The 19,958-nt window shown below is 46.5% G+C and carries 18 protein-coding genes; 9 read left to right on the forward strand and 9 right to left on the reverse strand.

What is annotated here, in order from left to right; translation table 11 throughout:
* Positions 1 to 216: 216 nt before the first annotated feature.
* A complete protein-coding gene (locus ACJJI8_RS03735) occupies positions 217 to 1,518 on the forward strand; it encodes an amidohydrolase (protein WP_444934318.1) in 1,302 nt (433 codons plus the stop codon).
* Positions 1,519 to 1,551: 33 nt separating this feature from the next.
* Here the strand turns inward: ACJJI8_RS03735 and ACJJI8_RS03740 are convergent, their stop codons facing one another.
* The gene (locus ACJJI8_RS03740; protein WP_444934319.1) at positions 1,552 to 3,897 is read right to left on the reverse strand and encodes an FG-GAP repeat domain-containing protein; all 2,346 of its coding nucleotides are present in this window, start codon (positions 3,895 to 3,897) and stop codon (positions 1,552 to 1,554) included.
* A 282-nt stretch (positions 3,898 to 4,179) separates the two neighbouring features.
* Positions 4,180 to 5,652 (reverse strand): DEAD/DEAH box helicase, encoded by a 1,473-nt coding sequence (locus tag ACJJI8_RS03745; RefSeq protein WP_444935139.1) that lies wholly within the window; start codon positions 5,650 to 5,652, stop codon positions 4,180 to 4,182.
* Positions 5,653 to 6,113: 461 nt separating this feature from the next.
* Here ACJJI8_RS03745 and ACJJI8_RS03750 point away from each other — a divergent pair, with 461 nt between their 5' ends.
* Positions 6,114 to 6,716 carry a GNAT family N-acetyltransferase gene (locus ACJJI8_RS03750; RefSeq protein ID WP_282931039.1) on the forward strand — a complete coding sequence of 201 codons (603 nt, stop codon included), beginning with the start codon at positions 6,114 to 6,116 and terminating at the stop codon, positions 6,714 to 6,716.
* Positions 6,717 to 6,928: 212 nt separating this feature from the next.
* Here ACJJI8_RS03750 and ACJJI8_RS03755 read toward each other — a convergent pair whose 3' ends face one another.
* Together ACJJI8_RS03755 and ACJJI8_RS03760 are read right to left on the reverse strand one after the other, a co-directional pair.
* Positions 6,929 to 7,153 carry a DUF7661 family protein gene (locus ACJJI8_RS03755; protein WP_444934320.1) on the reverse strand — a complete coding sequence of 75 codons (225 nt, stop codon included), beginning with the start codon at positions 7,151 to 7,153 and terminating at the stop codon, positions 6,929 to 6,931.
* 174 nt (positions 7,154 to 7,327) lie between these two features.
* Complete coding sequence (locus ACJJI8_RS03760; protein WP_444934321.1) at positions 7,328 to 8,371, reverse strand: hypothetical protein; 1,044 nt, start codon at positions 8,369 to 8,371, stop codon at positions 7,328 to 7,330.
* A 326-nt stretch (positions 8,372 to 8,697) separates the two neighbouring features.
* On the opposite strand from ACJJI8_RS03760, the gene ACJJI8_RS03765 reads away from it, so the two are divergent.
* Complete coding sequence (locus tag ACJJI8_RS03765) at positions 8,698 to 10,209, forward strand: CoA-acylating methylmalonate-semialdehyde dehydrogenase (RefSeq protein WP_444915376.1); 1,512 nt, start codon at positions 8,698 to 8,700, stop codon at positions 10,207 to 10,209.
* A gap of 18 nt (positions 10,210 to 10,227) precedes the next feature.
* The gene (mmsB, locus tag ACJJI8_RS03770) at positions 10,228 to 11,121 is read left to right on the forward strand and encodes a 3-hydroxyisobutyrate dehydrogenase (RefSeq protein ID WP_444934322.1); all 894 of its coding nucleotides are present in this window, start codon (positions 10,228 to 10,230) and stop codon (positions 11,119 to 11,121) included.
* Between the two features lie 67 nt (positions 11,122 to 11,188).
* Here the strand turns inward: mmsB and ACJJI8_RS03775 are convergent, their stop codons facing one another.
* Positions 11,189 to 11,719 (reverse strand): hypothetical protein, encoded by a 531-nt coding sequence (locus tag ACJJI8_RS03775; protein WP_444934323.1) that lies wholly within the window; start codon positions 11,717 to 11,719, stop codon positions 11,189 to 11,191.
* Positions 11,720 to 11,850: 131 nt separating this feature from the next.
* Positions 11,851 to 12,573, reverse strand: a complete 723-nt coding sequence (locus ACJJI8_RS03780) for an SDR family oxidoreductase (protein ID WP_444934324.1) — start codon at positions 12,571 to 12,573, stop codon at positions 11,851 to 11,853.
* A 117-nt stretch (positions 12,574 to 12,690) separates the two neighbouring features.
* Between ACJJI8_RS03780 and ACJJI8_RS03785 the strand changes: the two genes are divergently transcribed.
* Entirely contained in the window at positions 12,691 to 13,605 is a 915-nt protein-coding gene (locus ACJJI8_RS03785; RefSeq protein WP_444934325.1) for a LysR family transcriptional regulator, read from the forward strand.
* Positions 13,606 to 13,662: 57 nt separating this feature from the next.
* Here the strand turns inward: ACJJI8_RS03785 and ACJJI8_RS03790 are convergent, their stop codons facing one another.
* Complete coding sequence (locus ACJJI8_RS03790) at positions 13,663 to 14,058, reverse strand: hypothetical protein (RefSeq protein ID WP_108734714.1); 396 nt, start codon at positions 14,056 to 14,058, stop codon at positions 13,663 to 13,665.
* A gap of 82 nt (positions 14,059 to 14,140) precedes the next feature.
* Here ACJJI8_RS03790 and ACJJI8_RS03795 point away from each other — a divergent pair, with 82 nt between their 5' ends.
* The 3 genes from ACJJI8_RS03795 to ACJJI8_RS03805 all read left to right on the forward strand — a co-directional run bounded on the left by ACJJI8_RS03795 (position 14,141) and on the right by ACJJI8_RS03805 (position 17,804).
* On the forward strand, positions 14,141 to 15,310 hold the full coding sequence (locus ACJJI8_RS03795) for a bifunctional nicotinamide-nucleotide adenylyltransferase/Nudix hydroxylase (RefSeq protein ID WP_444934326.1): 1,170 nt from the start codon (positions 14,141 to 14,143) through the stop codon (positions 15,308 to 15,310).
* A gap of 204 nt (positions 15,311 to 15,514) precedes the next feature.
* The gene (locus tag ACJJI8_RS03800) at positions 15,515 to 16,930 is read left to right on the forward strand and encodes a nicotinate phosphoribosyltransferase (RefSeq protein ID WP_444934327.1); all 1,416 of its coding nucleotides are present in this window, start codon (positions 15,515 to 15,517) and stop codon (positions 16,928 to 16,930) included.
* 34 nt (positions 16,931 to 16,964) lie between these two features.
* The gene (locus ACJJI8_RS03805; protein WP_444934328.1) at positions 16,965 to 17,804 is read left to right on the forward strand and encodes an ADP-ribosylglycohydrolase family protein; all 840 of its coding nucleotides are present in this window, start codon (positions 16,965 to 16,967) and stop codon (positions 17,802 to 17,804) included.
* A gap of 20 nt (positions 17,805 to 17,824) precedes the next feature.
* Here the strand turns inward: ACJJI8_RS03805 and ACJJI8_RS03810 are convergent, their stop codons facing one another.
* Together ACJJI8_RS03810 and ACJJI8_RS03815 are read right to left on the reverse strand one after the other, a co-directional pair.
* Complete coding sequence (locus tag ACJJI8_RS03810) at positions 17,825 to 18,538, reverse strand: NUDIX hydrolase (protein ID WP_444934329.1); 714 nt, start codon at positions 18,536 to 18,538, stop codon at positions 17,825 to 17,827.
* Between the two features lie 60 nt (positions 18,539 to 18,598).
* Positions 18,599 to 18,955 carry a winged helix-turn-helix transcriptional regulator gene (locus ACJJI8_RS03815; protein WP_444934330.1) on the reverse strand — a complete coding sequence of 119 codons (357 nt, stop codon included), beginning with the start codon at positions 18,953 to 18,955 and terminating at the stop codon, positions 18,599 to 18,601.
* A gap of 111 nt (positions 18,956 to 19,066) precedes the next feature.
* On the opposite strand from ACJJI8_RS03815, the gene ACJJI8_RS03820 reads away from it, so the two are divergent.
* Entirely contained in the window at positions 19,067 to 19,858 is a 792-nt protein-coding gene (locus ACJJI8_RS03820) for an SDR family NAD(P)-dependent oxidoreductase (protein WP_444934331.1), read from the forward strand.
* Positions 19,859 to 19,958: the final 100 nt, after the last annotated feature.

Raw genomic sequence — 19,958 nt, forward strand, 5'->3', positions numbered from 1 at the left:
CCCAGCTTCGTGAAAACCTAGAGAGCCTCCTGCAGCCCTCATTATTCTGTGGTTATAGCTCTTTCCACAATCTATGCAAAACATCTTGAACCGTTCGGTTCATTATGTCAACAGCGGAAATTCAAAATATATAAATGCAATCCAGCCTGAGTGAGTCTGCTGTGCAGAATCTGGGGTAGAATCGGCCGACGATAATGAGAATGAAGGAATTGTGCTGTGAAAAAACTGCTCCTGCCCATCGCAATCGGTGCATCGCTGCTAGCTACCCATGCTTCTGCAAGCGACCCTAAGCCTCAGCATTTGCTGGAAAATACTGAGTCCAAAGTGATTGAGTGGCGCCGCCACCTGCACCAGAACCCAGAACTGGGCAATCGCGAATTTGAAACAGCCAAATATATTGAAAAACACTTACGTGCACTGGATCTTGAAGTTGAAACCGATATTGCCCATACCGGCCTTGTGGGCTTTTTGAGAGGCGGCAAACCGGGACCAACTGTGGCCTTGCGCGCAGACATGGACGCTCTGCCAGTCACCGAGAGAACCGATGTGCCCTTCGCTTCCAAAGCGAGAACCACTTACCAAGGTAAAGATGTTGGCGTTATGCATGCCTGTGGCCACGATACCCATGTGGCCATGCTGATGGGCGCTGCCGAGGTCCTGGCAGGCCTTCGCGATGAGCTGGCTGGAAACGTCTTGTTTATATTCCAGCCCGCAGAAGAAGGCGCACCGGACAATGAAGAAGGTGGCGCGGAGTTGATGCTCAAAGAAGGGATCTTCAAGAAGTACAAGCCGGACGTGGCTTTTGGCCAGCATGTCACTTCATCACTACCCACCGGCGTCATCGGCTATCGCTCGGGCCCGCTTATGGCCGCTGCCGATGAATTCCGTATTACCATCAATGGCCGCCAAACCCATGGCTCACGCCCCTGGGGTGGAGTGGACCCTATTGTCGCCGCGGCACAAGTCGTAATGGGTACCCAAGCCATAGTCAGCCGCCAGATCGACATCACCAAAGAGCCCGCAGTCGTTTCCTTCGGACGTATTGACGGTGGTGTCCGCAACAATATCATTCCCGATAGTGTCTATCTGAATGGCACCATCCGTAATTTTGATATGGATAACCGTGCAGAAATTTTCAAACGCTTAAAAACCACTGCGGAGTTAATTGCTGAAAGCTCCGGTGCAAGCGCAGATGTGGAGATTCTAGAGGGCTATCCGGTAACGATAAATAATGCAGAGCTGACAGAAATGGCCCTGCCTGTTCTGAGATCTGCTGTCGGTGACAAGAATGTTGTAGAAGTACCCAAAATCACAGGGGCAGAAGATTTCTCCTACTACGCCAATGAGGTCCCTGGCTTTTTCTACTTCCTGGGGGTAACCCCTAGAGATCAGGATGCCAGCCAAGCTCCAAGCAATCACTCACCGCTTTTCTATGTGGATGAGGACGCTTTGCGCAAGGGTACTGAAGCGCTGACCCTGTTAACTTTGGATTATATGGCGAACTATAGAAAACAGTAATTATAAAAAGAGCCCCTTTTGGGGCTCTTTCAATTAATTTGTAGGAGTCAAATCATAAACTCTAATTGATGCGTTAAAAGTACTACTTTCTCCATCGTCATCGGTTAGAGTTATAGAAAAAACCAAACTGGTATTTTCAGAAGGTGCTGTAAATGTTGCCATAACGCTATCTGGATTAAAAATAGAGACAGAGGGACCAGATACCTGTTCCCAATGATAACTTACTACTTCACCATCCATATCAAAGGCTCCTGAAGCATCAAGGCTTACAGTGGAGTTAGCCTGAACCCCCTTTATTAGCTCTTGAGGTATCATAGGAGGTCTATTTTTTTCCACAAGGACACTAACCAAAGCTGTAGATTTCAAGCCATCATTATCTTCCACCTCAACTTCAAACAACAAACCAACTTTGAATCCTGGAGAAACCGTAGGTGCAATAAAACTAGCAGTACCATTTGGATAGTTGATTACTGGAACATTAGAAAGTGAACGCCAGTTATAACTAACGATATCACCATCAGTATCACTAGATTTCCTGCCATCTAGAAGTACCTCTTCCCCAGAAGTTACTGTTTGAGCAGTGCCTGCATCAGCAGTCGGATAAATTAATCCTTCAACTAAAACATAAGTATGTGATGTTCCTATTACTCCACCATTGTCTTCAACTTCCAACTCGAAGCCTAAAGATTCGATGAATGCTACGGAATTTGCAAAAATTGGGGCATAAAAAGTAGCGATACCATCGCCCAAGTCTTCTATTTCTACAGGAAGACCAGAAGTTTGTTTCCAACGATAGCTAACAATAGTGCCGTCTAAATCAAAAGATCGGCTGCCATCCAGACGAATTAAATCGCCCGGTCGCGCCATAGAGTGGGTACTTGGTACAGCAAGTGGCTCAGAATTTTCACCAACACTAATCGTTATCGTATCAGAATTTATAGACCCGATATCATCTTCAACTTCAAGATGAAACACTAATTTTTGTACTAAACCAGTAATTTCTTCCGGAGTAACAAAGCTAGCTAAGCCATCAACCGTACTAGTTAAAGCAACCGGGGTTCCCGAGATCTGTGCCCAGCGATATGTAACAATGCTACCATCTGAGTCAAAGGATTGAGTTCCATCTAGCAATACCGCTGTATTTCCTCCAACACTTTGCGCCTCACCAGCGATAGCCGTAGGTTCGCGATTAATATTTTCAGCATTGGCTTTTAATACTATTAATCCCTGAGAAGGGTTTGCTATTACAATATCTGAAGCTCCATCTCCATTAATATCACCAATAGCAACACTTTGAGGGTTTTGATAGCTTCCTTCTGGAATATCCACTTCTATCATTTGTTCCGAAGATTCACCATTCTGTAAAAGGTAGACCTTTACAGAGCCCCCCCTCCTTGGCAATAACAACAAATCAACAGAACCATTATTATCAAAATCTGTCGCCCGCACTTCTCCCGACAAATTTCCAGTAGCCACAATTTGTGGCTCCTGCAGTAGGTTATCTTCTCCCTGAGAATAAATCACTAGACTTGATTTTTCCGAACTTTCACCCACTGATACAGCAATATCATTACGGCCATCGCTATTTAGGTCTACGATTGAAATACCTGCAATCTGGGTATCTTTACCAACTTGTGGATCATCAGTTAAGTCATAACTGTTAAACCTATTCCATCCTAATTGACCATCATTGGGAAGTAGAGTCAGGCGATTATCAGGATAAGAAGTGGTGATCACTGCGATATCAGTTGTGCCATCACCATTCCCATCCCCTACGCTAAACTGCCCTGGGCTATCCATCAACAAATGATTAAGTATTCTCACATAGCCAAATGGCTCTCCAGCTTGTCGAAAGACTTCCAATCCATAACTTTCCCAGCCAATCCCGAAGATATCGTTTTTACCATCATTATCGAAGTCAGCAATTGCTACTCGAGTAGAATTAGATGATTCAAACGAGTCTGTAAGAACAAAAACACCGTCAAGATCCTGCAGGAACGTATCAATTCGGGAGCCATTAAACCCTACCACCACATCCTGAAGTCCGTCATCATTCAAGTCTCCAACAGCGATAGACTTGGGAGGGTTAACATTACTCCCATCCAGCGAGTAATCTATAGACTCCAGCAACTGTCCATATTCATCCTGTAAAAATATCTTCAACTTAAAATCGTTTTCAGGATCAGAATTGCTAGAAGTACTCACTACCACATCATCACGACCATCATTATTCAAGTCCGCAACGGCGACAGCCTCCGCTCTTGACCCTGTCGAATAAATCTCTGCTGGCTGAAATTGAACTTCCCCGCTCACAGCACTTGCACATAGTAAGGTAATAGAGGGTAGAACAAAGAATTTCGAGAGTAACTTAAGCTTCACAACATCTCCTTGTATAAAATCGCTTCAAAAGCGGAAGCAACTTAGCACAAAATATGAAAATGAAGTGTGATCAATTATGAAATAAAATATCAAGAAAAAGACACAAAAGCAGACACTAGTACCGAAAAATAAATTTGAAAATTAACCTTCAAAACGAAAAAATATATTTCTTTAAGTAAATTAGGCGGTAAATAGATAAAGTTAAAAGGGACCTCCTAGATTTTTTTCTAAGAAATAAAAAAACGGCCTAAGCCGCTTTTTTATTTCTTTTAATTAAACACGCTAAGCGCTTTCCGAACGTCCTCTACTAGGACGCCGTCTCGGAGCTCGTTGCGGTTTCTGTCCATCACTGCGACCAGCCTCAGCACCACGCCCTTTACCGTTACTGCCCGCGCGCTTAGCTGGGGCCCCTTTACCCGCAGAGGCGTTACCACTGCGGCCGCCAGAATTTCCACGCCCCTCAGGCTTACCGCGTCCATTACCGCGGTTGCCCCGACGCTCCTCGCTATTGCCGCGCGCTTCACGCCGCCCTTCACTCTTCTGTGAGTTACCCGCTGGGCGCTTGCTGGAGCCGGGCTTTTGCAACCCACCCCGCTTTGGATTTCCGGATGCGGGCACCTGGTGGTCTGGCTCAAACTCTTCGATTTCCTCGCGCGGAATTGGCTTGCCGATCAAGCGCTCAATATCGCGAAGCTGCTTAATCTCATCAGCGCTAACAAGGGATACCGCTTGTCCCTGAGCGCCCGCACGCCCTGTGCGGCCAATACGGTGGACATAGTCCTCAGGCACATTGGGCAAATCAAAATTTACTACCTGGGGCAGCTGGTCAATGTCGATGCCTCGGGCCGCGATATCAGTCGCCACAAGAATCTGAACCTTGCCAGCCTTAAAGTCCGCCAGGGCACGAGTTCGTGCATTTTGACTTTTATTACCATGAATGGCTGCTGCCAGGATGCCGTCACCTTCGAGCTGCTTCACCAGCCTGTTGGCACCATGTTTAGTTCGGCTAAAGACCAAGGCTTGGTGCCAGTTATTCTCCCTAATCAAATGACTAAGCAGTTTCGTTTTTCGAGCCTTATCCACAGGATGGAGTTTCTGTCGCACCGTTTTAGTAGTGGAGTTGCGTGGACTGACATCAATTTCCAGCGGATCTTTTACCAAGCCTTTCGCCAGCTGACGAATATCTGGTGAAAAAGTTGCGGAGAATAGAAGGTTCTGGCGCTTGGCCGGTAAAATCCTCAATACTCGTTTGATATCGTGGATGAAACCCATATCCAGCATGCGGTCTGCTTCATCAAGTACCAGGGCTTCTAAGCGATCGAAGCGAATTGCCCCCTGATTGTGCAGATCCAGCAAGCGCCCAGGGGTAGCTACCAAAATATCCGCTCCGCCTCGCAGGCGAGAAATCTGGGGGTTGATCTTCACACCACCAAACACCACCGCATGGCGCATAGGCAGGTACTGGCTGTACCCCTGCACATTATCGAAAACCTGAGCCGCCAATTCACGGGTTGGAGTGAGTACCAATGCGCGTACTTGCCCTTTTCTAGCGCGCTCCCCCTGGCTAAGACGATGCAGCAGCGGCAATGTGAAGCCCGCCGTCTTACCGGTACCAGTTTGGGCTGCAGCCATAATATCGCTGCCCTTCATTACCGCAGGAATAGCTTGTGCCTGGATTGGCGTAGGCGCAGTGTATCCCTGCTCTGCAACGGCACGGGCAATCTCCTGGGCAAGGCCCAGATCTTCAAACAACATAAATAAACCTCGAACTGCGCCGCAGGCGCAATCAAACACACTCACTCCCCCTTAGGGAATGAAGAGAGAAATCGGAGTCGACATCGGGAGCCTGTATTGCTCCCAGCGTGTACAGCCGTCTAATCGCCAGTCCTCGTAACCGGCGCGCGGCATTCAGTAGAAATTTCCTGGAAGAATTTTTGAAAAGTTCCGGAGGGGCTACCGGCGGATCACCGGCCTACAAATGACGCAGCTGAGAAAAATCAGCGGCGGTACTATACCACACAAAGGCTGACTGTATAGTTTCACCCAGCCAAACTCCTTTCCTTTATAGGTTTATACAGAGCAGTTGTTGGGGAGGTCATCTTCAGGACCGTAACATAGTTTCACGTTCGCAACGCGAGCGTCTATCTTTGAGGTACCCCATCCCGTTGCGAACTTGTAAAACAAAGCTGCTCAAAGCAGCCAGGATAGGAACCGTTATGTCACCCAACAACAGTGTGAATACTGAACACCAAGTTGAGCTGATCACCCTCGGCAATGGACGCAAAGTCTCAATACGCCCCATCTGTCGCAGTGATGGCCAGCTTGAGAAAGAACTAATTGAACAGTTGTCTCCAGAAACTCGCCGCGATCGCTTTATTGGCGGAAGCTGTAAAGCCAGCCAAAAGCTATTGGAGTTACTCACCGATAACGACCACCATGTACATGAAGCTTTTATTGCACTCTGCAGTAGTGACAGAGCACAGAGAGCCGTTGCTATAGCACACTACGCACTTGACGTTGACGGGCGCGCTTGTGAGTGTGCCGTTGTGGTGAGCGATGACTGGCAGGGGTTAGGTTTGGGACGCTTAATGTTAAAGCGACTCATCAACTGCGCTCAGGATCAGGGGCTTGAACGAATCTATTCGATTGAGTCAGCACAAAATAGACGAGTGGACAGTTTCGCAAAATCCATGGGCTTTACCTGTAAAGCCGATGCCAAAGACTATACCCTGCTCACCTATACACTAGAGTTGAAAACTAATCTTGAGACTAATGGCTTTAGTCACAAAGAGGAAGTTTCCCGAATAAATTTGGAGTAAGTGAGTAATTTAAGAATTTAAGTCCATATTTATATTTATTTATCTATATGAAGCAGGTGCCCTTGGTACTTGCTTCACCTATTTTCTACTTAACTTTACATCGTTTTCCTAATACAGCCTTGGCGACCTCAAAATTTCTTACAGTTATTGGTCTTTTATAATACGACCTCAAGAAAAGTTGGATCACCACCGTCCGCCAAATTTCCATATACTTATTTTGTATTTATACGCTCCACACCAGGGTACCGCTCACTTGCCCATTCATGGCAGATATCTGCCAAGTATTGGGCTAAATCTTTCTCACTAATTTCTGAAGGTATTGATATCCCGGCACTGCGACGCTTACCTTCATTGCCCTGATAGAATGTGGCCCAGCTATTCGACTGCCTTTCGATCAAAACCTCTCTACCAAAAACATTGAATTTAAGCTTTTTCATAAATAACTATGTACAACTAAAATGCCTCAAAGCTTTGCAATTGCTCACACAAATTTCGAAAACCTATTTTCTTTGCATGGATACAATACGCTCTCCATCAGATACAATAAAGTATTTGCAGGAGTTAATTTAACTCCTGCAAACCCAATAATTTCTTCTTTTATACCACTCTTCTTAATCAAAAAAAGCATCACACGCCAATGGCCCACTAAATTCGAGCAAGGCCTGAGGCATTTGAATTTGCTCCTTCAACTGTCCAAATTGATACAGATAGAAGTTGACATCTGCCTGCATGGATTTCATATAACTCTGCTCACCACCAAAAATAATTACAGAGGGAAACTCCAGTGGATAAAAGCTGGCAATGTCTGCCTTTGCTTCGACAACTAACTTGTATGAAATTTTGTTAAGTTCAACTTGTAGATAACCAGAACAGGCATCTGCTTCCCGCTTAACAGAGAAGCCATTAAAAGCCGGTAAAAAAATCAGGTCATACTCTTCAGAAACATATCGCCCCGCCCACATTTCAATCTCTGAGTCACCCAGTTTAGCTCCGGTAATCATATAGTAGAGGTCATCTGTTAGCCCCATTGAATAGATCATACCGGCACTGGATTCTTTGTCATACCAGCCCTTATCCAATTGCGCATAGCCAGCACCGGCTAGAGACATAGAACCATCAAAATAACTGTAATTGACTGGGGTACCGACCGTATAAAGGAACCACTTTCCTCCTACCCCAGGTATCTCAGGAATAAATCCAAAAGGGGTTTGACCGGGGTTTAACCCATGCCAGTAATGGTGGTGTTCACCAGCCCACTCCATATTAAACAGGAAATCTGGATGTAAGACCTGTACACCCTGCTCATCGGCCACAACTACTCCCGGTACTTCATAATAGAACTCATCAATACCTTCGGGGTGCTTCAAGATCACTTCATCAAAAAAGAGATCATACTTCGTGGTAGCTCCGGTCTCTGAAGAAAAAGCTAAATGGATATAGGCTTTAGGCTTGACAACTGCAAAGTCAGGTGCAATATAGGTTTGTAAACTAACTTTGAAATATCCTACATCGGGAATTGCAATGTTATAGAACCATTGCTCGGCCCAGGTTTCGTCAGAGCTAGGCTCATGTGCACTTAAGTCACTTAGAGTGGTAGCACCAACAAATATGGGAGATATCATTAATCCGATTACAATCAGTATTCTTTTTATCATAAAACACATTGAATAATCCTCTTTTACTCTTCACTAGTTACATTACGACAACAACATTTAAGCTAGGCATTAATCCAAAGCCGAATTGCCAGCCACAAGATACTAGCCGTACAGTGCAAGATTATTTTTTCATTTCTTATGGGTGTTAATTATTTGCGATCTATTCTACAAAGATAATCAAATACATTTATTTTAATTTTTTGGTCAATCAACCTTCTGCTCAGCAAAAGTGAATAGTCATAAAAGCAGCGTGATATTCCTCTTTAATCGCGAAAAAACACCTAAACTGTTGGATAAAATCCCCTCCTCTCGGCGCTTTAATTAACATGAATAAGAATATTCCTTCCAAGTTACCAATAATGATTGGTGGTGAGTGGATTCAGTCCAAAAGTACTGAGTGGCTGGATGTAACCAACCCCGCTACCGGCGATGTTCTTACACAGGCGCCATTGTCTACCCAGACTGAACTGGAGAATGCAGTAATTTCCGCCAAAGAAGCATTTGACCAATGGCGAAATACGCCGGTTACTGCAAGAGCACGGATTATGTTGAGGTATCAGGCGCTTCTGAAAGAAAATCAGGAGCTGCTGGCTGAAATCCTCAGCGAGGAAACAGGTAAAACTTTTGAGGATGCCAAAGGGGACGTCTGGCGCGGTATTGAGGTTGTTGAGCATGCAGCCAATATCGCTTCACTAATGATGGGTGAAACCGTAGAGAATGTTGCCAACACCATCGACTGTTACTCCTATCTACAACCTATTGGAGTTTGTGCGGGGATCACACCATTTAATTTCCCCGCAATGATTCCACTATGGATGTTTCCAATGGCGATTGCCTGTGGGAATACTTTTATTCTGAAACCTTCTGAACAGGACCCTGTCACGCCTTGCAAACTGGCCGAATTATTTGCTGAAGCTGGGGCTCCTGCAGGTGTTTTACAGGTAGTACATGGCGGCAGGGAACAGGTGGATTTTCTTCTAACGCATCCCGGCATTCAGGCCATTTCATTCGTTGGTTCAGTCCCCGTAGGGCGGCATATTTATCAGACGGGTACCCAGCACCTAAAACGAGTTCAAGCTTTTGCCGGTGCAAAAAACCATATGGTCGTGATGCCCGATGCCAATAAGGCTGCGGCTATAAATAATATTGTTGGATCATCCATCGGAGCTGCCGGGCAACGCTGCATGGCGATTTCCGTCGCTGTACTTGTTGGGGAGACACAACAGTGGGTAGACGACATTAAAGACGCTATGTCAGCTATCAAGCCCGGTCATTGGAAGGATACGCAAGCGGGCTTCGGCCCACTAATATCACCCGCTGCTCGTGAGAGGGTGCTTGGGTATATCGCCCAGGGCAAAAAGGAAGGCGCCCGCTGTGTGTTAGATGGCTCTGAAATTACTGTCGAAGGGTTTCCCAATGGGAACTGGGTTGGTCCCACCCTATTTGCCGATGTTACCTCGGACATGTCGATCTATACCGACGAGATTTTTGGTCCCGTACTTTGCCTGGTAAATGCCGACTCCCTGGAAGAAGCAATCCAATTAATCAATAACTGCCCCTATGGCAATGGCACCTCAATATTTACGGCTAGTGGCGCTGCCGCACGTAAGTTCCAACACGAAATATTAGTGGGGCAAGTCGGTATTAACGTGCCTATCCCAGTGCCGTTACCTTTCTTTAGCTTTACCGGCTGGCGAGCGTCTTTTTATGGTGATCAACACGCTTATGGAAAACAAGCTGTACGGTTTTACACCGAAACCAAAACTGTTACAGCACGCTGGTTTGACAGCGATATAGAGCATGCAGAGCACACCAATTTAACCATACAGCTCAAATAATGTTAACCGGAGAGCAGCATGACTAAAACAGTCGCATTTTTAGGATTGGGCCATATGGGACTGCCTATGGCCACCAACCTGGTCAAAGCAGGCTTTGAAGTTAAAGGGTTTGACCCGGTCACTGAAATACTGGATGCCGCTGTAGAAAGCGGTATCAAAAAGTGTTCCTCTCCCCAAGAGTCCGTCGAGGAAGCAGGTTTTGTGGTAAGCATGCTGCCTAATAGCGCGGCGGTTGAGTGCCTGTATATTGATACCGACAAACTGCTCGACAGTATTTCTCGCGACTGTTTGATTATCGACTGCTCCACTATTTCTTCCAACAGTTCTAAGCGCCTTATTCGTGAAGCCAGAATCAAAGGCCTGCAAGCCATTGAAGCCCCGGTATCCGGGGGAGTGTCGGGTGCTAGCAAAGGAACTTTGAGTTTTATGTGTGGGGGAGAGGCCGGTGATGTCGATAGGGCCCGGATAGTTCTAGAGCCAATGGGTAGCAATATTTTCTATGCCGGAGCAGCGGGATCTGGCCAAACAGCAAAGATTTGTAACAATATGCTGCTGGCTATTCATATGATTGGTACCGCTGAAGCCCTACAAATGGGGGTAGATAATGGACTCGACCCCAATGTGCTCTCCGACATTATGTTAAAAAGTTCAGGAGCCAACTGGTCCCTACAAAATTACAATCCCTATCCCGGAGTAATGCCCGAAGTTCCAGCGAGTAAAAACTATAGCGGTGGTTTTATGGTAAGACTTATGTGTAAGGACCTGGGGTTAGCCCAGGAAGCCGCCACTCAGAGTAAGAGCTATACGCCTCTCGGCTCAATGGCGCGCAATCTCTATGGAATTCTCAATTTGCGGGGAGGTAGTGATTTGGACTTCTCATCTATTCAAAAGCTATTTCAAGAAGTGGATTAGCTGCGTAGCAGGCTGGGTATCCCCAACCCCAGCCACAGCTCCACTTCTCTCCAGCGCCAGTTACTGGCTATGGTTGCATGACTTTACCGAGAATTCGGATTTCACGCACTTGATCCCACTCTATAGCAAAGTAGAACTTTTGTTTGCGTCCAGCATTACTGGGAATCGTGAGTTCTTCAGGGTTTCCTTTTCCCCTAAACAAGTTGGTTGCATAGCCATCCTGGTCAATAAGGATCACTGCCTCGGAGCTATCCAGGTCGATTAACCTCACGGGGAAGTCATTTTGATTTTTAAAACCAACTTCAACATAGCAACCACTCTCCGCATGGGCGGTCACTGCGATAACGTCGGTTTCCAGATACTTATTGAGATCTTCCAGCGTATTGATAAGTACAGCACCATCAGTACTCTGCCCTGTTTTACGTCCATCAACCACACCTTCACTGGCACCATCCATCAGGTTTTTACCAAATCTGACGATGTTAGACATCACTGATTTTGCCGTTTCCGCTACGCCACTCTCTTGCTCATCTGTATTTTGCTGTGCAAACGCAGAGGAACATAAAATCAGGCCGGCAATTAAAATCGTTCTTCGCACTGATATCTCCATATCCTTTACTATCCATTCCAGCCTAAGCCAGCTCCGGTTAGCTGGCTTAAGTTGGGAATATTAGCAAAAGAAATATTGCTTGGAAAAACGATTAGTGTTTGCGCGGTACAAAATCAGGATTACTGTCCCTGCCCTGTTGCTGCAATTTGAACCTCGCGAATATTTACATGCTGGGGCTGGGAGTACATGAACATTGCTGTACGAGCAATATCCTCTGCATTAATTGCACCACCAATGGATTCTTTCCATTGTTGATAGGCCTCAATAATTTCTGCTGAGGTAGTGTGGCTTAGCAGCTCTGTTTCCACCGCGCCAGGGCATATGGTCATTACACGTACTCCGGTAGGTGCCACTTCCTCACGCACGGTTTCACCAATAGCAGAGACAGCATACTTGGTACCACAGTACGCAGCATGATTGATAAATGTTTTTACTCCAGCAATAGAACTGATATTGATAATGGTCCCGGAATGACGAGTTTTCATATCATCCAAAACCGCCTGCATACCGTTAAGCAAGGCCAATACATTCACATCAAACATTTGCCGCCACTCATCGGGGTTCTGGGTTTCAATATTGCCCAGTAACATTTTGCCAGCATTGTTAATCAGACAGTCAACCGGGCCGAACTGAGTCTCAGCCTCACGAATTGCCTCGCGCAAGGCTGCCATATCAGTCACATCCACTTTCCTGCAAAGAGTATTTGGCAGATTTAAAGCTTCCAGTTTGTCCACACGCCTTGCCAACAATAATAGTGGGTGCCCGGCAGCAGACATATGTTGGGCAATGGCAGCACCAATACCTGAACTGGCTCCAGTAATAACAACGAGTGGTTTGGACATGGGCTCTCTCTCCTTCAATGAGTTATCCCGGCGGATAGTTTTGTTTAAGTAGACCCAGTATAGGAATTCCGACTAATATGATTAGCCCAACCAATTAGAAAACATTGTTTGGTTTTTATGAACAATATCTCATGGCGCGCTATTCGTGCATTTATTCAGGTGGCCGATGCCGGAAGCTTCACCGCTGCAGCGCGGGACAGCGGCTTTTCCAAGGCCAATTTGAGCCAACTGGTCACTGAGCTGGAAACAACCCTGGATATACAGCTTCTCTACCGCACGACAAGACAACTGCGTCTTACCGAGATTGGTGAGGGTTACTATTTGCGTTGCAAGCAAGCGATGCAGCAGTTGGATTCAGCCGCCGATTGGGCCAGTGAATCAAAGGGGGGACTGGAGGGAAACATCCGCATAAACGCTGTTGGTGGCGTTATCGGGGAGAGCTTAATTGCTCCGCTGGTGATCAAGTTTCAGCAGGCCAATCCAGGAGTTAGAGTTCATCTGGACTTTTCCAGTACCCGAGTAGATTTGATTCAAGACCAGTACGATTTGGTTATTCGTATGGGCAGTTTGCCGGACTCCTCTCTAATCGTGCGTAAACTTCACACTATCAAAACCCGATACGTAGCCAGCCCAAAGTTCCTTCAGGAATATGGACCTATAGAAAAACCTGCTGACCTAGCATCTGTACCGCTAATTTCCGGCAGTGTGGATCAATGGCTGCTAACACGAGGTAAGAATCAACAGGTTGTGCAAGTTGAAAACAGCACTAAATTGATTAGCGGAAGGGTAATGCATCGCGCTGCAATTGAGGGACTTGGAATTACCCGGCTAGCAGATATCTATGTCCAGGCAGATATTGCCAGTGGACGCCTGGTTGAAATTCTGCCCGGCTGGTCTGAGTCTACCGAGCTCTCGATGGTATGCCCGCCCCTACGCCACCAATTATTACGGGTGCGCAATTTGATGCAGTGGCTCAAGGAGGGTTTTGCAGATATTTATTTACAGGCTTTAACTGTTAGTCCTATTGAATAAAGTACCTCAAATAAACGCGAACAATTTGTCTCTGTGACTAGCTTTTCCTGATTATCGTCAAAGTTCACCTTCTGATTTTTTTATTGCCTGTAATTCCACCGGTGACAAAGCCTTGTAGCCACGCAAATAGGGCCAGCCATACCCCCAGCGAAATGGGGTGGGTAAAAAAGGCGTACCGCCAACCCGAACTCCAAGTAACATCATTAGTGCAACTTCTTCTTCCCCGGTTCCAGCTACACAGACTTCAAGATCTTTATCCGCCTGCTCGCGTTCATCGTATGTGCCCCCTTTCCAGTAGGCATAATCATGGGCAATACAGCAGTCGAGCCACAACTCCTGTTGATCAAAAGTTCCATCGGGAAATGCGCTACAACCATCAGTAGTAAATGGTTCTATTTCCTGCGCAAAGGCTTCCAAACTCAATAAGGAAATGAACAACAACCAGCGGCACATCAGTTCTACTCACACACTCGAAAAAAGTAAATCGGCTCGAACACTGGAATATAACCCCACCTCTTCGATAAACCACTAAAAATTGAATTTAAGCCCACTTGCCATTAGTGTCTATTGGACACATAATATTTCAAGACCTATTATTCAAGCCCTGGAGAGACCGGGGTTTATTCACAGCAAGGAGCTTGCTGCTATGGCCCAGCACTACGATTTTGCCGTTTTCATCGGTCGATTCCAGCCATTTCATTCCGGACATCTAAAAGTAGTCCAGTGCGGATTAGCTCAGGCCCAGCACCTGATTATCCTGATTGGCTCCGCCAACCAGCCCCGCAACCCTCGCAACCCCTGGACTCATCGCGAGCGGGAACAATTTATCAGGAAAAGCTTAAGCGAGAGTGACAACAAGCGCCTGACCTGCCTACCTTTAATGGATGTGCCCTATAACGATGAGCTGTGGGTACGCAATGTACAAAACTCCGTTAACGGCATAGTGACCGCTCATCACACCATTCCCCACAAGCCACCTCAAATTGCATTAATCGGGCACCAGAAAGACCAGAGCGGTTTTTACCTCAACCTCTTCCCCCAGTGGGAATCCCTTGGGGTGGAGAATCACAACGAAATCAGTGCAACCCCCTTTAGGGAGGCACTATTTACCGACAGCGCCGATAGCTTGTTGAATTCACTCAGTCAGGAAATGCAATTGCCAGAGGGCACTGTTGGCGCTTTAAGAGAGTTTGTGGAGACCAATCCAGCCTACGGCGAGATGCGCGAAGAAATGGCATTTATCCAGCGCTACAGATCCTCCTGGGCCACCGCTCCCTATCCGCCAACTCACGTTACTGTCGATGCTGTAGTGGTCCAATCTGGCCATATCCTGCTGATAGAGCGACGAGCTTTTCCCGGGCGGGGTTTATGGGCGCTGCCCGGTGGTTTTGTCGACCCCGGTGAGCGACTGATCGATGCTTGCCTGCGAGAATTGCGAGAGGAAACACGCCTTAAAGTCCCGACACCAGTGTTGAAAGGATCTATACGCCGGCAGGATGTATTCGATGAACCCTATCGCTCGGCCCGTGGAAGGACCATCACGCACGCCTATTACATAGAACTGGCTCCCAGCCAACAGCTTCCCAAGGTAAAGGGCGGTGACGACGCTCGCCATGCCCGCTGGGTTCCCCTCGCTGATCTGGACCCTCAGCAGCTATTTGAAGACCACTATTACATCATTCAATCCCTGATTGGCGGTGCCTAAAGCTTATAAGAGGTGGCCAATTGCCGCCTCTTGCACATTCAACAACTCGCATTACCTCCACCAATACCCAAAAAAACACGCCAATACTTGACAGCTTAGTATCGAAAAGACACTATTAACTTAGTTAGTGTCCTTTGGACAATAATTGGCAAGGCCCGCACTGGAGAGACCGGTGCTAACAACTACTCACGGAGGATTTCCGCGATGAACCAGTACAACCCAATCCTGAATGTCGACAGCTATAAAACCAGCCACTACCTTCAGTACCCAGAGGGAACCCAGTATGTCAGCAGCTATATCGAGAGCCGGGGCGGCCAGTTCAAAGAGGCTGTTTTCTTTGGCCTACAGGCATTTATCAAGCAGTACCTGACTACCCCGATCAACGCAGAGCACATCGAAGAGGCAGAGGAGCTCTGTCTGGCCCATGGCCTGCCATTTAATCGCGAGGGATGGGAATACATTCTCCAGGAGCATCAGGGTTACCTGCCCATTGAGATTCAAGCAGTTCCCGAGGGCAGCGTTATCCCGACTAGGAATGTCTTAGTCCAAGTAGTCAATACAGACCCCAAGTGCTTCTGGCTAACCAGCTATATCGAAACCGCCCTGCTGCGCGCAATTTGGTACCCCACCACAGTTGCCACCCAAAGCCGGGAAGCCAAAAAGGTCATTCAACGATATTTACTGGAAACTGCTGAGGGCCTCGACTCACTGCCCTTCAAGCTACATGACTTTGGCGCACGCGGTGCTAGCAGCGAAGAGACAGCTGCGATTGGGGGCCTGGCCCACCTGGTAAATTTCCAAGGCACAGACACCATTGCCGCCGTACTCGCCGGCCGCCGCTACTACGCAGCCCCAATGGCCGGATTTTCAATACCCGCTGCAGAGCACAGCACCATGACCAGTTGGGGACGCGAGCAGGAAGCCAAAGCCTATGAAAATATGCTGACGCAATTCAGCGGTGACAATTGTCTGGTCGCCGTAGTGAGTGACAGCTACGATCTTTGGAGTACAATCGAGAATATCTGGGGCGGTGAATTAAAAGAGAGGGTAGAAAATAATGGCGGCACCCTGGTAATTCGCCCGGATAGCGGCGATCCCGTTGATATAGTCACTCAGACTATTGAGCGCTTGATGAGAATATTCGGAGCGACCATTAATAGTAAAGGTTTCCGAGTACTTCCTGACTTTATTCGGGTGATCCAGGGTGACGGGATTTCTCTACACACCATTGAGGGCATCCTCAGCGCAATGAAGGCCAGAAAACAGAGCGCTGAAAATATTAGCTTCGGTATGGGAGGTGAGCTTTTACAAAAAGTTAACCGGGATACCATGAGGTTCGCCATGAAAGCCAGTGCGGTTCGAGTCGATGGCCTATGGCGGGATGTTTACAAAGATCCCGCCACCGATAGCGGTAAGCGCTCCAAGAGAGGGCGCTTGGCATTAATAAATCGTACCGACGGAACGCCCTACACTATTCGTGAGCAAGATATTGGCGGCCGTAATAATCTGCTAAAAACCGTATACCGCAACGGGAAATTACTCATAGAACAAGACCTGGATACTATTCGAGGGCGGGCAGTTATTGTTGAGGGTAGAGATATATTGGCTGTTGCCAGTTAATATTAACTAATCGGTAATCTTTTAGGGGGCTTTGATGTTATTGGAAATTGCAGTTGGAGATGCCTACGGAGCCGGATTTGAGTTTTGTAGCCGTGAGATTATTAACAATAACAATCATGCTAACGGGTATATCTCTCATCCCCTTGGCATCAAACCCGGTTGTTATACCGACGATACTCAGATGAGCTTGGCTATTGCTGAGCTCCTTCTTGAGAATTCGAATCCCCAAGAGTTGGACTTTGCACAAGCTTTTATCCACACTTATAAGCGTGATCCTCGCCTTGGATATGCATCAGGCTTTCAAAGCCTTCTCGATAGCTGTGAAACTGGAAAGGATTTAACTCGCAAGATAAGGCCTCACAGCAAACGTAACGGTGCTGCAATGCGCTCAGTACCCCTTGGGCTTATTCCCGATATTGATCAACTACTAACAGTGGCTAAATGCCAAGCTAGCGTTACGCACAATACCGAAGAGGGGATCTTATCTGCTCAAGCAGTTGCCCTAATGGCACATCTATTAATCTACCAAAAATCAACTCTAATTGAGTTGCCCAAGCTTATTGAGAAAAAGCTCAACCTAAAATTAATAGGAAGCTGGTCTGGCAAGGTCAACTGTGATGCCTTAGAAACCTTGGCTGCGGTAAATATAGCACTACAAAGTAATCGAGACTTCCTTGGACTATTGAAGACCTGTATAGATTTTGGTGGTGATACTGATAGTGTCGCCGCAATTGCCTGCGGGCTTGCAGCACTTACCAGAGAGTACGATTTGGAACTTCCTTTCAGTTTACTCTCTGGCCTGGAAAATAGTACTTATGGATACCAATACTTGATTGAGCTAGATAAAAAATTAGTTAATAATTTTTTATCTTAAGAAGCTAAACTATTTTTCAGTTAAAGCTCTAAATTTCTTATAAATTTATGATCAGCGGAGCTTTCACTCAAACGATAAAGCACTGCAGGCCGACCTTTTTCGGAACGTTTTTCACCAGTATCCACTAACAGATTTGCCTGCTCAATTCGCCTGCGAAATGATTTTTTCTGTATTGGTTTCCCAATTATTGCCTCATGTACTTGCTGCAACTCCGGCAAGGTAAAAGTTTCCGGTAATGCAAATGCAGGCACAATAGTATAGAGCGCTTTTTGAACCAAACGCTCATGGGCACGACTAATAATTTCCTGATGATCAAAAGCCAGAGATAATTGAGATATCTGAGAGTAAGGCAACCAGGCCACACTCGACACAGTATCGATTGCACTTGCACAGCATTGGTGGGCAATCAAGGCAGTATAGGCAACCGTTACCGACCACCCCCGTTTATCCCTGCTGGGCCCTCCAAAAGTATAAAGCTGCTCTAAATAGGGCGGTATAACTGATGTCTTTTCTTTTAGCTTTCGGTTAGCTGTCGCCTCCAGACTATTATCTTCGGTTTCAGAGACAAATCCTCCAGGCAAAGCCCACTTCCCTTTCTCTGGGTGAGCAGAGCGCTGCACCAAGAGCACCTTGAGTAGCCCTTCGTGATAGGTAAATAGAACTGCATCCACAGTAACTAAAGGAGCGTCAAAATTACGCTTCTCATAGCGAGCTATGTAGTCTTTTTCATTCATAAGGATAGACAAATATCATTTAGACACTTAGTGTAACTCGAAGGTATTGGTGGGATAAAGTTATTTACTTTCAGGTAATTCTGAGCTGTCAATTTCCTCTTGTAGCTTTTCCAAGTCGTCCAGAATTCTCAGGAATTTCTGTCCAAATTCTGTAACGTTATATTCCACCCGAGGAGGAATCTCTGCATAGCTAATCCGCTCCAGTATCCCGAACTCCATATTTCTTCGTAAACATTCATTCAGGACCTTGGTAGTCAAACCCTCAACGCTGCGAACCATCTCCCCCGGTCGATTTACCCCTCTAGCCAGAAGCTGATAGACAGTAAGGGACCATTTACAGCCATAGATAGTCTCAACCATTCTGGAACTTCTCTTGGGCGGGCGCTTTCGCGTGAGCATGTTTTTCTCTGATTTCATCAATACTTACCAAAAAGTAACTAGTGCACCATTTTGTGCTTACTTTTCAACCTATCCGATTCTTTTCTAAACTCCACTCACGTAATGAGCATATCTCAGTGAGGAAATAATATGAGTGACTCCACTAAAAGACCAGATTCTGCTGAACAAAAAGAAGTTGCCTTAATCGTTGGTGGTTCCAGTGGTATGGGACTCGCCATTGCAAACCTGCTGGTGAAACAGGGAATCCACACAGTTATTATTGGCAATAATCTCAACAAACTTGAAAGAGCCCACAACGAATTAACTCAGATGGGCTCTGCAGAAGCACTTCAGGCAGACCTCTATCAACAGGCTGATATCAGCAATATTATCGAATACATAAAATCCAGTAATCATCATTTTAAATACCTGGTAAACGCCGCTGGATATTTTAATCCTACTGCATTTCTTGAACATACCCAGGAAGACTACGACACTTATCTCGACCTCAACCGTGCCACCTTCTTTATTAGCCAGGCCGTAACAAGAAACATGGTAGACAACGGCGGAGGCAGTGTAGTGAATATTGGCTCCATGTGGGCCAAGCAATCCGTAAAGGCGACACCCTCCTCAGCCTATTCAATGGCCAAAGCCGGTTTACATTCGCTCACCCAACATATGGCGATGGAACTGGCCGATCACAATATTCGTGTTAATGCAGTATCCCCTGCGGTGGTTAAGACGCCTATTTATGAATCTTTTATCGATCCGGGGGAAATAGACCAAGCACTTGCCTCCTTCGATAGCTTTCACCCTATTGGCAGAGTTGGTACTCCCCAGGACATCGCTGATGTCGTAGATTTTCTTTTAAGCGACAAAGCAAGTTGGGTAACTGGAGCCATTTGGGACATTGATGGCGGGGTAATTGCTGGGAGAAACTAGAATACCAAAACGCCCGGATAGAAGTATTTTATTCGGGCTCAATTTAGATAAATTCCTGCACTGCAAATCCTGCTAAAGAATTGTTATTTTAGCTTTTATT

It is taken from the genome of Microbulbifer maximicatervae (SeqCode) (genome assembly GCF_052467695.1).